This window comes from Streptomyces sp., assembly GCF_031181555.1.
GTDB lineage: Bacteria > Actinomycetota > Actinomycetes > Streptomycetales > Streptomycetaceae > Streptomyces > Streptomyces fimbriatus.
Map to the genome: position 1 here is coordinate 42,606 of NZ_JAPSKQ010000011.1, position 13,164 is coordinate 55,769.

The following is a 13,164-nucleotide window of genomic DNA, read 5'->3' on the forward strand; positions in this document are numbered from 1 at the left end:
CCCCCGGCTGGCGGGGGGGGCGGCCCCCCCCCCCCCCCCCCCCCCCCCCCCCCCCCCCCCCGCCGGGGAGGGCTAGAAGGTCAGCTGCCAGCCGTTGAGCCGGCCGGTGTCCGCCGCTGCCGTGTCCTGGACGCGCAGCTTCCAGGTGCCGTTGGCGGCCTCGGCCGAGGCGTTCACCGTGTAGGTGGTGGTGACGTCGTCCGCGGAGTCGGAGGAGCTGGCGGACTTCAGGCGGTACACCGAACCGTCCGGTGCCACCAGGTCGACGACCAGGTCACCGCGGTAGGTGTGGGTGATGTCCACGCCCACCTGGAGGGTCGACGGCGCGTTGCCGCTGCGGCCGCTGACGGTGATCGGCGACTCGATCGCCGAGCCGTTGTCCGGGATGGAGACGGCGGTGGTGCTGGAGTACGCGGAACCGCCCGTGGACGTACCGCCCTTGACCGCCTGGACCGTCTTGGCGGCGTCCGCGAGGCCGGCGCCGCAGCCGCCGGAGCAGGTGCCGGGCAGGGCGCGGGCGTTGGACTTGATCGCCGACTCGATCTGCGCCGGGGTGAGGGCGGTGTTCGCCGACTTCATCAGCGCGGCGAGGCCCGCGATGTGCGGGGCGGCCATGCTGGTGCCCTGGTAGTGGGCGTAGTTCTCGGTCGACGGGGTCCGGGTGCCGGAATTCAGCGTGGACAGGATGCCGCCGGAGGTGGTGGTACGGGTCTCGCCGCCGGGCGCGGCGATGTCCACGACCGTGCCGTAGTTGGAGTAGTACGAGCGGCTGCCGGAGCGGTTGGTCGCGGCGACCGTGATGACGTTGTTGCAGCTCGCCGGGGAGTAGTTCGCGGCGTTCGCGTTGCTGTTGCCGGCCGCGACGACGACCGTGGTGCCGCGGCTGACGGCGCCGTTGATGGCGTTCTGCGTGGCGGTGCTGCACGTTCCGCCGCCGCCCAGGCTCATGTTGATGACCTTGGCGACGTTCGGGTTGGCGGGCACGCCGGAGACGGCGCCGCCGGACGCCCAGGTGATGGCGTCGATGATGTCGGAGTCGTAGCCGCCGCACTTGCCGAGGACGCGCAGCGGGGAGATCTTCGCGCCGTACGCGACGCCGGCGATGCCCTTGCCGTTGTTGGTGGCGGCGGCGATGGTGCCCGCGACGTGCGTGCCGTGCCAGGAGGAGTTGCTGCCGGTCTGCTGGCCGCACTCGCCGGCGGCGTACCAGTCGCCGGGGTCGGCCGGGTTGCTGTCGCGGCCGTTGCCGTCGACGGCGACGGCGGTGTCGGAGATGAAGTCGTAGCCTCCGACGACGTTCGCGGCGAGGTCGGAGTGGGCGACGTAACCGGTGTCGATCACGGCGACGGTGACCCCGCTGCCGGTGGCGAGGTCCCAGGCACCGGGCACGCGCATGCCGGCGGTGGTCTCGAACAGGTCCCACTGCTTGGTGTACTCGGTGTCGTTCGGGGTGGCCAGCGGCTTGTTGAGGCGGTCCGGCACGACGTAGGCGACCTGCGGGTCGGCGCTGTACTCGGCGACGACGTCGGCGACGTCCGCCGCGCCGGCGTCCTCGCCCAGCTCGACGAGGGCGGCTCCGGTGCCGAGACGGCGCTGGAAGCCGACGTCCTCGCCGGTCTCCTCGCCCTTGGCCCGGGCGTCGGCGGCGGCGGCCTTGTTCGACTTGGCCTCGGCGGCGCCGGACTTGTAGCCGACGATGAGCCGCTCGGCCGGGACGCCGGGCGCGGCCTCGGTCCGGGCCGCGGGGACGGCCGGCGCGTCGGAGGGGGAGTCCTGGGCGACGGCGACCTGGGCGGAGGCGGTCGTCAGGAGGGCGACGGAGAGAGCGGCGACGGATATCAGCTTCCGTCTCGGGGAGGAGCTCCGGGGGGAGTTCGGGGAGGAGGTACGCAAGGGTGTGCCTTTCGTGCCATGGATCCGGGCAGCACGGAGTGCTCCGTGCGGCGCGGAGAGTGGGGAGGGGGATCGATTCGCTTCGTCCTCGAAGCGGTGGGGTGAATCGACGTACGACGCGTCGGCCGGCCAGGCGCGTGCGGCGGCCCGTTCGGGGTTACCTGTGGGTCGGCTGCGCTCGAACGATAGGCACGGCGAGGGGGCGCGGGATACGGGGGAAACCCTCGATCCGGCAGGGAACCCACCCTCGGTGAAAGGCGGTTGACCAGGAACGGGCCGCTATGCCCGCCTCGCCACGGGGGCGGGCGCGCCGGGCGGTTCTCCCGGACTGCGCGGGTAAGACCCGTCCCGTTCCGGCCCCTTCGAGGCTCCGCCGGACGCACTCCGTACCGTCCGGGCGGTTCGGGTTCCGCGGGCGTCGCCGCCGCTCCCGCCCCGCGCCCCACGCTTCATCACGATGCGGCAGCGACACCTCACTTCACGTGGCCGTTCACTTGACGACCGGTGGTTCGACACGGTTGGCTCCGGGCCAGTGAGAGTCACCCGGTCGGCGCACACCCCGCGGTTCCGCCCGTGCTCTCCCCTGCTCTTGCTCTGCCGCACAGCGAGGTCCGCACCCCTCATGAACACTCGTCCTCCGTCGCACCGCCCCCCGGGCCGCCCTCTCCCCCTGGCGGCCCTGGCAGCCGCCGTCGGCCTGCTGGTGGCCGGCTGCTCGTCGACCGGCGCGGCCGACGACTCCTCGGGACCGGGCGGCGCGGGCACGGCCGGCGCCGGACGGATGAAGGTCACGATGGTCACCCACGGGACCGAGGACGACGCCTTCTGGGACCGGGTGCGCAAGGGAGCCGAGGCGGCGGCCGCGAAGGACGGCATCGACCTGACGTACGTGAGCGACCCGGACCCGGCGGGGCAGGCCGAGCTGGTGCGCGACGCGGTCCGGGACGGCGTCGACGGCATCGCGCTGACGCTGGCCAAGCCGCAGGCCATGAAGGGCCCGGTCAACGAGGCACGGGCCGCGGACATCCCCGTGGTCGGGCTCAACTCCGGTATCGACGCCTGGAGGTCGTCAGGACTGCTGGAGTACTTCGGGCAGGACGAGGGCGTCGCGGGCCAGGCCGTCGGCGACAAGCTGAACGACCTGAAGGCCAAGCACGCCCTGTGCGTCGTCCACGAGCGCGGCAACGTCGCCCTGGAGGCCCGCTGCGCCGGTGTGAAGAAGACGTTCGGCGGGACGACCGAGAACCTCTACGTGGACGGCACCGACATGCGCGCCGTCTCCGGCATCATCGCCGCCCGGCTGCGGCAGGACCGGACCATCGACGAGGTCGTCACCAACGGGGCGGACTACGCGCTCACCGCGGTCGACGCGGTCGAGGAGGCGGACAGCGACGCCCGTGTCGCCACCTTCGACCTCAGCGAGGACCTGGTGGACGCCGTGCGCGGCGGCAACGTCCAGTTCGCCGTCGACCAGCAGCCCTACCTGCAGGGCTATCTCGCCGTGGACGCGCTGTGGCTGTACCGGACCAACGGCAACGTCAGCGGCGGCGGAGTCGCGCCCGTGCTCACCGGGCCGGCGTTCGTCACGCGGGCCGACGCCGCCTCGGTCGCCGGGTTCGCCGCCAACGGAACCCGCTGACGCCCGTCCCGTGAACACTTCCCCGCACATCCGACCGCTCTAGGACGACGATGTCTCCACGGACAGGTGCCCGGCGCCGTCTCGGCTCCATACGTCTCTCGCTGGTCCTGCTGGCGCTGGTGCCCAGCGTCACCCTCGCGGCCATGTGGGGCGTGACGACGATCCAGATGTTCTCGGAGGGACTGCGGCTGCGTTCCCAGACGGAGCTGAGCCGGTCGACCGGCGCGATGGGGACGGAGGCCGCGCTCGCGTTGCAGCGGGAGCGGAGGCTGACCGCCGCGTGGCTGGCCGAGCCCCGGGGCTCCCGGTCCGCCCTCGAGGCGCAGCGCGAGAAGACCGACAGGGCGGTGGCGAAGCTGGTGGGGCAGGCGGACGCGATCGCCGGGGCACCGGCGCGCGTCTCGGACCGGCTGTACTCGGTGCTCGGTTCGGTGGGCAGCCTGGAGTACTACCGGGACCAGGTGGACGACCCGGGCGACATCACCGCCGAGCAGGCGCTCGACCAGTACGCCTCGATCATCGACGACCAGATCCACGCCTTCCAGGAGCTGTCCCAGGTCGACGACGGGGACCTGACCTCGCAGGCCGGCCCGCTGGTCGCGCTGGAGCAGGCGGCGGAGCTGGTCTCCCGGGAGGACGCGCGGCTCACCCTCGCCTGGTCCTCCGGGAGCCTCGACGCGCAGGGCTGGAACGAGTTCGCGGAGCTGGTCCACACCCGCCGCTGGCTGGTCGAGGACCGGATCGTGCCGTCCCTGCACGGCAGCACCAGGACGCAGGCCGAGCGGATCCTGCAGAGCCCCGAGTGGCGCGCCCTGCTGGCGGTCGAGGACCAGGTGCTCGCCACCCGGCCCATGGGCGAGGGCCGCGGCGTCGACATGCCGGACGTGCAGGAGCGGTGGAACGAGGCCATGGACAAGGTCTCCCCGCAGTACGACGCCATGATCCGGCAGCAGACCGACGCGCTGCTCACCCGCAGCGCCGACGAGGCCCGCGGCCTGCTGCTGACCGCCGCCTCCCTGAGCGCCGGCGGACTGCTCGCCCTGCTGCTGTGCGTCGGCCTGTCCTGGCGCATCACCCGCTCGCTGTCCCGCCGGCTGCGCGGTCTGCGCATGGCCACCCTCGGCCTCGCCGAGGAGCGGCTGCCCGACGTGGTGGCCCGGCTGCAGCGCGGCGAGAAGGTCGACGCGGAGTCGGCGACGACCGCGCTGGACTACGGCCACGACGAACTGGGCCAGGTCGCCCAGGCGTTCAACACCGCGCAGCGCACCGCCGTGCACACCGCGGTCGAACTCGCCGACACCCGGCGCGGTTTCCAGAAGGTCATCCTGGGCATCGCGCGGCAGAGCCAGAACCTGGTCAACCTCCAGCTCGGCAAGCTCGACGAGCTGGAACGCCGGCACACCGACCCCGAGGTCCTCGCGGGCCTGTACGAACTGGACTCCACGGCCAGCCAGTTGCGCCGCTACGAGGAGAACCTGGTCATCATCAGCGGCGAGCGTCCCGGCCGCTCCTGGAGCGAACCGGTCGCGCTGATCGACATCCTGCGCAGCGCCGTCGGCGAGGTCGCCGAGTACCAGCGGGTGGAGGTGCACACCGAGGAGGAGGTCGCCCTGGCCCCGCCCGCGGTGGCCGACGTGATCCACCTGCTGGCCGAGCTGATCGACAACGCGACGGCGTACTCGCCGGCGCCGAGTCCCGTCGGGGTGCGGGCCGCGATGGTGGCCAGGGGCCTCGCGGTCGAGATCGAGGACCGGGGCCTCGGCATGTCGGAGGAGGACTACGCCTCCCTCAACGCCCAGTTGGGCAGGCCCCCGCAGTTCGACGTGGTGGCGCTCGCCGACGACCTCCGGCTCGGCATGTTCGTGGTCTCCCAGCTCGCCCACCGGCACGGCATCGTCGTCACGCTGCGCCCCTCGCCGTACGGCGGGACGACCGCGATCGTGCTGGTCCCGCACGAGATCGTGGTGCGGGACGTGCCGCCCGGCACCGGGCGGGAAGCCCCGGACGACAGGAGCACCGGGGCCCCGGCGGCCGTGAACGGCACGGCGGACCGCGGGAGCGCGGACACCACCGCGAACGGGCGGGCCGCCGCGGGCGCGCGGACCGCGACGTCCCGGTCCGCGACCGCCGTGCGGACCGCCCCCGCGCCGGCTGCCGCCGCCGTGTCCGGCGCCCGCCGGGACGGCCTCGCCCCGCTCCCCCGCCGGGTGCCGCAGACCAGCCTGGCCGCCGAGCTGCGCGAGGAACCCGCCCCGGCCGCCGAGGACGGCTCCGGCGACGACTTCACCGCGGAACGCGCCGCCTCCTCCCTCGCCGGCTTCCAGCGCGGCACGCTCCGGGCACGGGACGACGACGGGGCCGGCGACGCCGAGGACGCCGGTCCGCCGCCGCACGGCGCCGAGGACGGCACGGCGGCACCGGCGCCCGCGCCCGCCGCCTCCCCCGGGCTCCCGGCTCCGCCCTCCGACCACTGACCGCCGAAACGCCGACGCCGACCGCTCACGAAGGAACCCCGCCATGACACGCCCCATCCCCGCCACGCACACCCAGCTGGACCAGCTGCTGACCGGACTCGTGGAACGCGTCGCCGACGTGAACCAGGCCGTGGTGCTCTCCGAGGACGGGCTGGTGGTCAGCAAGTCCACCGGCTTCCTGCGCGACGACGCGGAACGCCTGGCGGCGACCGCCTCCGGTCTGATGAGTCTCAGCAAGGGCGTCAGCATGGACTTCCGCGGCGGCCCGGTGCGCCAGGCGCTCATCGAGATGGCCAACAGCTTCCTGATCCTCACCTCGGCCGGTCCCGGCGCCCATCTCGTGGTGCTCACCGGTCCCGGCGCGGACGTCGGCGTGGTGGCGTACCAGATGAACATGCTGGTGAAGAAGATCGGCGAGCACCTCAGCGCGGCACCTCGGGGCTCGGCCGGCGCCGGCGCCGACTCCGGCGTGTGAGGTGGGCGGAGGCGACTCGGCGGGCCGGCTCGTACGACCCTTCACCCTGACCGGTGGCCGGACCCGGCCCAGCCGCGCCGACTTCACGCTCATCACGACGGTGACGGCGGCGGATCCGCAGCCGCAGGCGGCCCCCCGGCCGCAGCCCGAACACACGCGGATCCTGCGGCTGTGCGCCGAGCCGGTCGCGGTCGCCGAGCTCGCCGCGCGTCTCGACCTCCCGGTGAGCGTGATCGTCATCCTGCTCTGCGACCTGCTGGAGGCGGGCCGGATCACCGTCCACCCGCCGCACCCCGTCACCCGCACCACCCCGGACCTGGACCTGCTGCAGAAAGTGAGGGACGGCCTTGGCCGGCTCTGACACCATCGCCCGGGCGTCCACCGGGCGTTCGGCACCCGACACGGTCAAGATCCTGATCGCCGGAGGCTTCGGCGTGGGCAAGACGACCATGGTCGGCTCGGTCAGCGAGATCGTCCCGCTGCGCACCGAGGAACCGCTGACCATGGCGGGCCTGGACGTCGACGACCTGGACGGCATCGAGGAGAAACGTGCCACCACCGTGGCCATGGACTTCGGCCGGATCACCGTCTCCGACGACCTCGTGCTGTACCTCTTCGGCACGCCGGGACAGCAGCGGTTCTGGTTCATGTGGAACGACCTGGCGCTCGGCGCGCTGGGCGCGGTGGTCCTGGTGGATGTGCGCAGGCCCGAGTCCAGCTTCGCCGCGATCGACTTCTTCGAACGCCGGGGCATCCCGTTCGTGATCGCCGTCAACGGCTTCCACGGGGAGCACCCGTACCCGGCCGAGGACGTCCGGGAGGCGCTGACGCTGCCGGAGGGCGTGCCGGTGCTGCTGTGCGACGCGCGGGAGCGGGAGTCGTGCCGGGACGTGCTGGTCGCGCTGATCGACCGGCTGATCGCCGAGGCCGTCCCGGCGCGGTGAACCGCCCGTGGGGTGCGGCCCGTCCGCCGCACCCCACCGGGAGTCAGGCCAGGCCGGCCGACTTCAGCCAGGCCTTGGCCACGTCCAGCGGGTCCTTCTTCTCCAGCTGCACCTGCGCGTCCAGGTCGAGGAGGGTCTGGGTGTCCAGCTCGGCGGAGACCGCGTTGAGCGCGTCGACGCCCTTCCGGGAGAGCCCGTCCTTGTGCACCAGCGGGGTCACGTTCGCGAACCCGAAGAGGTTCTCCGGGTCCTTCAGGACGACGAACTTCTCCTTGACGATGGTCGGGTCCGTGGTGAAGATGTCCGCGGCCTGCACGGTGTTCCTGGTCAGCGCCTCCTGGGTCAGCGGGCCGCCCGCGTCGAGCGCCTTGAACGACTTGAACTCCAGGCCGTAGACGGACTTCAGGCCCTCCAGGCCCTGCCGCCGGGTCTGGAACTCCGGCGAACCGCCGATCACCATCTCCGGCGCGACGTCCTTGAGGTCCGCGAGGGTGGACGACGACGTGAGGCCGTACTTCTTCGCCGTCTCGGTGTTGACGCTGACCGAGTCCTTGTTCTCGGCCGGCGACGACTCGAGCAGCGTCAGCTCCTTGTCGAGCTTGGCCTTGACGGCCGCGTTCACGGCGTCGGCGGACTTCTGCTCGGCCTCGGGGTCGAGGTAGGCGAGCAGCGAGCCGTTGTACTCCGGCAGGACCGTGATCGAGCCGTTCTTCATCAGGCCGTACGTCGTCTCACGACTGCCGATGTTGTGCTTGTAGGTGACCTTGATGCCCTTGGCCCGGAGCGCCTCGCCGTAGATGTCGGCGAGCAGGGTGCTCTCGGCGAAGTTGTTCGAGCCGACGACGACCGTGCCGGCCCCCGCCTTCTCCCCCGCGAGGGGGTTGTCGGAGGTGTCGCCGGAGGAACAGCCCGCGAGCAGCGCCGTCACGGCGGTGAGCGCGACGGCCGCCGCGCCGGTGTGCCTCGTCCTGGACCTGCTGCTCTGCGCGGTAGAAGTCATCCACCGATCCAATCCAGCCGCTTCACGGTCAGTCAAGAGCGGCCTGGTCACGGTTTCCCCCACGGCTGGGCGCCCGTCAGCGCCTGCGCACTCCGGGCGACACCGCGAACCGCCCCGCCGCCCAGAACACCGCGAGCGTGAGCAGCGCCAGCACGGCCACCAGCGTGGCGCCGCCGACCACCTTCTCGTAGTCGCGCTGGTAGAGCCCGTCGATGATGTACCGGCCGAGGCCGCCGAGACTGACGTACGCGGCGATGGTGGCCGTCGACACGATCTGGATGGCCGCCGAACGCAGCCCGCTCAGGATCAGCGGGAGCGCCACCGGCAGTTCGACCTGGAGGAGGATCCGCGACTCGTGCATGCCCATGCCGCGGGCGGCGTCCACCGGGGAGGGGTCGACGGAGCGGACCGCCTCGTAGGTGGTCACCAGGATCGGCGGGACGGCCAGGACGACCAGCGGGATCATCACGGGCAGCAGACCGAAGCCGATCAGCAGGACGACCAGCACCAGCAGGCCGAAGCTGGGCAGGGCGCGGGCGGCGTTGGCGATGAAGGCGAGCGCGTTCCCGCCCCGCCCGGTGTGCCCGGTCAGCAGGCCGACGGGCAGGCCGATCAGGGCGGCGAGGGCGAGGGCCAGCAGCGTGTACCGGACGTGTTCGAGGAGGCGCTGCGGGATGCCGTCGTAGCCGTGCCAGTGGGCGCCGTCGCTGAAGAAGGCGTGGGCGAAGTCGAGTACGTTCACCGGGTCGCGCCCTCCGGTTCGGGCCGGGCCCGCCGCACGGCGGGCTCGCGGCGGTCGCCCGTGCCGCGCGGCATCCACGGCGTCAGCAGGATCCGGAGCAGGACCAGCGCCGCGTCGCACAGGATCGCCAGGACGGCCGTGGTGAGCACGGAGTTGACCGCCAGCTCGGGCCGGTCGTACTTCTGCGCGGCTGCGAGCAGGTTGCCGAGGGCGCCCTGGTTGCCGATCAGGGCGCCGACGCTGACCAGGGAGATGCTGGACACCGTGGCCACTCTGAGGCCGGCGACGATGGCGGGCGCGGCGATCGGCAACTGCACCTGGAGATAGCGGCGTACGGGGCCGAAGCCCATGGCGGTGGCCGCGGCCAGGGTCTCCTCGGGCACCGAGCGCACGCCGTCGACGATCGCCGGGATCAGCACCACGAGGCTGTAGACGGCCAGCGGGATCATCACGGTGAGTTCGGTCTGGCCGGTGTAGTCGATGAGGACGACGAAGAACGCCAGCGAGGGGACGGCGTACAGCACGGTCGTCACCCCGAGCACGGGCGGGTACAGCCAGCGGAAGCGCACGCACAGCTGGGCGAGCGGCAGCGCGAGCAGCAGCCCGGCGGCCACCGGCAGCAGTCCCTCCCTCAGGTGCAGCCCGATCAGGCCGGACCAGCTGTGCTGGAGGTCGCTCGGGATGTCGAAGAAGCCGTTCACCGGGCGACCTCGGTCTTGCCCGTACGGCCCTGCGCGTGGGCGGCGCGGATCGCCTCCGCGATGGTCTGCTGGGAGACGACGCCGGTCACCCGGCCGTCGTCGTCCACGGCGACGGCCCAGCCGGTGGGCGAGAGCACGGCGCAGTCGAGGGCGACCCGCAGGGAATCGGCGCCGGGTACGAACGGCCGCCCGTGGGGCAGCAGTCGGTCCGTCCTGATGCCCCCGGCGGCCGGCTCGCCCGGTTCGGTCCAGCCGAGCGGGCGGCCGTCGGAGTCGGTGACGAGGAGGTACCGGGCGTCCGACGCGGCGATCCGCTCGGCGGGCGCGTCGGCCGGGATCACCGCGTCGGTGGTCAACTCCAGTGCGGCGGACGGGAAGAAGGACAGCCGCCGGATGCCGCGGTCGGCGCCGAGGAAGTCCTCGACGAAGCCGTCGGCGGGGGCGGACAGCAGCTCGGCGGGCGGCGCGTACTGGGCGAGCCGGCCGCCCCTGCGCAGGACGGCGACCATGGTGCCCAGTTTGACCGCCTCGTCGATGTCGTGCGTGACGAAGACGATGGTCTTGCCCAATTCCTCCTGGATCCTCAGGAGTTCGTCCTGCAGCCCCTTGCGCACCACGGGGTCGACGGCGGAGAACGGCTCGTCCATCAGCAGCACCGGCGGGTCCGCGGCGAGCGCCCGCGCCACCCCGACGCGCTGCTGCTGGCCGCCGGAGAGCTGGTAGGGGTACCGCTGGGCCAGCGAGGTGTCCAGGCCCACCCGTTCCATCAGCTCCGCGGCCCGCTCCCGGGCGCGCCGCCTGCCCCAGCCGAGCATGCGGGGCACGGTGGCGATGTTGTCGACGATGGTGCGGTGCGGGAAGAGCCCGGCGTTCTGGATGACGTACCCCATGGACCGGCGCAGGGCGGTGACGGGTTGCCTCCGGATGTCCTCGCCGTCGAGGAGGATCGTGCCCTCGGTGGGTTCGACCATCCTGTTGATCATGCGGAGGGTGGTGGTCTTGCCGCAGCCCGAGGGGCCGACGAGAACGGTGATCGAGCGGTCCGGGATGTCCAGCGAGAGCCGGTCGACCGCCACCGTGCCGTCCGGGTACCGCTTCGTGACTGAGTCGATCCGTATCAAAACGCCGAATACCCTTCGGGGGCTGCCAGTTCTGTCGGTCTGTCGCCGGTCGAGTGTAGACGGCGCCCCTGACGGGACCCCGGAACACGCCCCGTGCCACGCCGCTCCGGGACGGTGGTGCCGGTGGTGTTCCCCGTCGCCCGGGGCGTGGCCCTCAGCCCGGTGCCGTCGGCAGCCGGACCTCGAAGCGGCAGCCCCCGGTGACGTTGCGGACCGCGGCGCTGCCGTGGTGGGCCTCGACGATGCCGCGGACGATGGCGAGCCCGAGGCCCGCGCCGGCCGGAGGGGTACGGGCGTGGGTGCCGCGCCAGCCGGTGTCGAAGACGCGGGGCAGGTCCTCCTCCGGGATGCCGCCGCAGCCGTCCGTGACGGACAGCACCACACCGTCGGCGGCGCGTTCGACGGCGACGGCGACCGTTCCGTCGGCCGGGGTCCGGCGGATCGCGTTGACCAGCAGGTTGCCCAGTACCCGGCTCATCTCCCGGCCGTCCACCTCCACCGGCACCGGCTCGACCCGGGCGCCGACGAGCCGTACGCCGTGCTCGCGGGCGAGCGGGTCGGCGCCGGCGAGGGCGTCGCCGACCAGGTCGTACAGGGAGATCCTGGAGAGCGAGAGGGTCAGCGCGCCCGCGTGGATGCGGGAGAGCTCGAACAGGTCGCCGACCATGTCGTTGAGGTGTTCCACCTCGGTGCGGATCTGCTTGAGGTAGCGGTCGGGGTCGGCCGCGACACCGTCCTCCAGCGCCTCGGCCATCGCGCGCAGTCCGGCGAGCGGGGTGCGCAGGTCGTGGGAGATCCAGGCCACGAGTTCGCGGCGGGACGCCTCCAGGGCGCGCTCGCGGTTCCGGGACTCGGCGAGCCGGGCGCTGGTCGCCTCCAGTTCCCGGCTGAGCGCGGCGAGTTCGGCGGTGGACGGGCCGTCGGGCGCGGCGAAGTCCCCGCCGTCGCCGAAGGAGCGGGCGGCGAGCGCCAGGTCCCGGCTGCGGGCGACGACCCAGCGGCCCAGCAGCAGCGCGGTGACCATGGAGACCACGGCGGCCATGGCGACGACGGTCGTCACGACGGTCAGGTCGTGCGCGGAGAGGAACATCTCCCGGGCCACGACCAGCGTGCCCCCGAGCATCGCCGCCACGGCGACGCCGACGACCACCGCCAGATGCGCGGTCAGCGACCGCCGGCGGATCAGCAGCAGCACGCACGCGCCGAGCACTCCGGCCGTGGCGGCGCCGAGGAACGCGCACAGGGCGATGAGAAGGATGTCGCGCACGCTCAGTCCTCCCCGGCCGCGGGATCGAAGCGGTAGCCGACACCCCACACGGTCTGGATCAGCCGGGGCCGCGCCGGGTCGTCCTCGACCTTGCCCCGCAGCCGCCGCACGTGGACGGTGACGGTGGACAGGTCGCCGAAGTCCCAGCCCCACACCTCGCGCATCAGCTCCTCCCGGGCGTAGGCCCGGCCGGGGTTGCGCAGCAGGAAGCAGAGCAGGTCGAACTCGCGTATGGTCAGCGCCAGTTCGGCACCGTTCTTGGTGGCGCGGCGGGCGGCGGGGTCGACCGCGAGCCCGGCGGCCCGCAGGACGCCGGACGAGGGGGCGGACGGACGGGCGCGGCGCAGCACGGACTCGACGCGCAGGACCAGTTCGCGGGGGCTGAACGGCTTGGTGACGTAGTCGTCGGCGCCGACCTCCAGGCCGAGGATGCGGTCGTCCTCGTCGCCGCGCGCGGTGAGCATGATGACCGGCACGGGCCCGTGGCCGCGCAGCCGGCGGCACACCTCCAGGCCGTCCATGCCGGGCAGCATCAGGTCGAGGACGACGAGGTCCGGCCGGTGCGCCGCCGCCCGGGCGAGCGCCTCCGGGCCGTCGCCGGCCCGGTCGACGAGGTGTCCGGCGCGGTCGAGGTAGCCCGTGACGATCTCGGCGACGGTGGGGTCGTCGTCGACCACGAGGACCCGGGCCCGGGCGTCCACGTGCGGTGATTGCTGCTCCATGCGGCCAGCCTCGCATCCCCCGCACGAGGGCGGGGCGGCCGGCCGCCGATGTCCGTGTTCCGTAAGGAGCCGATGCCCGGTATGCCCTTTCCGTGTGCGGGGAGCGGGTGCCGGAGCGGGTCCCGCCCGGCACGGGGCGGTCGGGCGGCCCGGGCGGGGGCCGCGGGAACTCCGCGGGTCACGGGG

The 13,164-nt window shown here is 73.1% G+C and carries 12 protein-coding genes; 5 read left to right on the forward strand and 7 right to left on the reverse strand.

Annotated features, from left to right (window positions below; all coding sequences use genetic code 11):
• Positions 1-72 precede the first annotated feature (72 nt).
• Positions 73-1,893 carry a S8 family serine peptidase gene (locus RIM90_RS04430; RefSeq protein WP_309059204.1) on the reverse strand — a complete coding sequence of 607 codons (1,821 nt, stop codon included), beginning with the start codon at positions 1,891-1,893 and terminating at the stop codon, positions 73-75.
• Positions 1,894-2,515: 622 nt separating this feature from the next.
• On the opposite strand from RIM90_RS04430, the gene RIM90_RS04435 reads away from it, so the two are divergent.
• The 5 genes from RIM90_RS04435 to RIM90_RS04455 are packed head-to-tail and all read left to right on the forward strand — an operon-like array spanning position 2,516 to position 7,425.
• Positions 2,516-3,532: a substrate-binding domain-containing protein gene (locus RIM90_RS04435; RefSeq protein ID WP_309059205.1), complete on the forward strand. Its 1,017-nt coding sequence runs from the start codon at positions 2,516-2,518 to the stop codon at positions 3,530-3,532.
• 50 nt (positions 3,533-3,582) lie between these two features.
• Positions 3,583-6,006 (forward strand): nitrate- and nitrite sensing domain-containing protein, encoded by a 2,424-nt coding sequence (locus RIM90_RS04440; protein ID WP_309059206.1) that lies wholly within the window; start codon positions 3,583-3,585, stop codon positions 6,004-6,006.
• A 43-nt stretch (positions 6,007-6,049) separates the two neighbouring features.
• Positions 6,050-6,481, forward strand: a complete 432-nt coding sequence (locus tag RIM90_RS04445) for a roadblock/LC7 domain-containing protein (RefSeq protein WP_309059207.1) — start codon at positions 6,050-6,052, stop codon at positions 6,479-6,481.
• A gap of 1 nt (position 6,482) precedes the next feature.
• Positions 6,483-6,842, forward strand: a complete 360-nt coding sequence (locus tag RIM90_RS04450) for a DUF742 domain-containing protein (RefSeq protein WP_309059208.1) — start codon at positions 6,483-6,485, stop codon at positions 6,840-6,842.
• Positions 6,829-7,425: an ATP/GTP-binding protein gene (locus tag RIM90_RS04455; protein ID WP_309059209.1), complete on the forward strand. Its 597-nt coding sequence runs from the start codon at positions 6,829-6,831 to the stop codon at positions 7,423-7,425. The genes RIM90_RS04450 and RIM90_RS04455 overlap by 14 nt, the downstream gene beginning before the upstream one ends.
• A gap of 43 nt (positions 7,426-7,468) precedes the next feature.
• Here the strand turns inward: RIM90_RS04455 and RIM90_RS04460 are convergent, their stop codons facing one another.
• The 6 genes from RIM90_RS04460 to RIM90_RS04485 form a co-directional block, all read right to left on the reverse strand.
• Positions 7,469-8,425: an ABC transporter substrate-binding protein gene (locus RIM90_RS04460; RefSeq protein WP_309059210.1), complete on the reverse strand. Its 957-nt coding sequence runs from the start codon at positions 8,423-8,425 to the stop codon at positions 7,469-7,471.
• A gap of 76 nt (positions 8,426-8,501) precedes the next feature.
• Complete coding sequence (locus RIM90_RS04465; RefSeq protein WP_309059211.1) at positions 8,502-9,167, reverse strand: ABC transporter permease; 666 nt, start codon at positions 9,165-9,167, stop codon at positions 8,502-8,504.
• Positions 9,164-9,868 (reverse strand): ABC transporter permease subunit, encoded by a 705-nt coding sequence (locus RIM90_RS04470; RefSeq protein WP_309059212.1) that lies wholly within the window; start codon positions 9,866-9,868, stop codon positions 9,164-9,166. The genes RIM90_RS04465 and RIM90_RS04470 overlap by 4 nt, the downstream gene beginning before the upstream one ends.
• A complete protein-coding gene (locus tag RIM90_RS04475) occupies positions 9,865-10,989 on the reverse strand; it encodes an ABC transporter ATP-binding protein (RefSeq protein WP_309059213.1) in 1,125 nt (374 codons plus the stop codon). Before RIM90_RS04475 ends, RIM90_RS04470 begins: the two co-directional genes overlap by 4 nt.
• Positions 10,990-11,143: 154 nt before the next feature.
• Complete coding sequence (locus RIM90_RS04480; RefSeq protein WP_309059214.1) at positions 11,144-12,256, reverse strand: HAMP domain-containing sensor histidine kinase; 1,113 nt, start codon at positions 12,254-12,256, stop codon at positions 11,144-11,146.
• 2 nt (positions 12,257-12,258) lie between these two features.
• Positions 12,259-12,978: a response regulator transcription factor gene (locus RIM90_RS04485; protein WP_309059215.1), complete on the reverse strand. Its 720-nt coding sequence runs from the start codon at positions 12,976-12,978 to the stop codon at positions 12,259-12,261.
• Positions 12,979-13,164 lie beyond the last annotated feature (186 nt).

Coding starts and splice junctions, on each gene's coding strand:
- RIM90_RS04435 (WP_309059205.1), top strand. CDS start 2,516: ATGAACACTCGTCCTCCGTCGCACCGCCCCCCGGGCCGCCCTCTCCCC.
- RIM90_RS04440 (WP_309059206.1), top strand. CDS start 3,583: ATGTCTCCACGGACAGGTGCCCGGCGCCGTCTCGGCTCCATACGTCTC.
- RIM90_RS04445 (WP_309059207.1), top strand. CDS start 6,050: ATGACACGCCCCATCCCCGCCACGCACACCCAGCTGGACCAGCTGCTG.
- RIM90_RS04460 (WP_309059210.1), bottom strand. CDS start 8,425: ATGACTTCTACCGCGCAGAGCAGCAGGTCCAGGACGAGGCACACCGGC.
- RIM90_RS04485 (WP_309059215.1), bottom strand. CDS start 12,978: ATGGAGCAGCAATCACCGCACGTGGACGCCCGGGCCCGGGTCCTCGTG.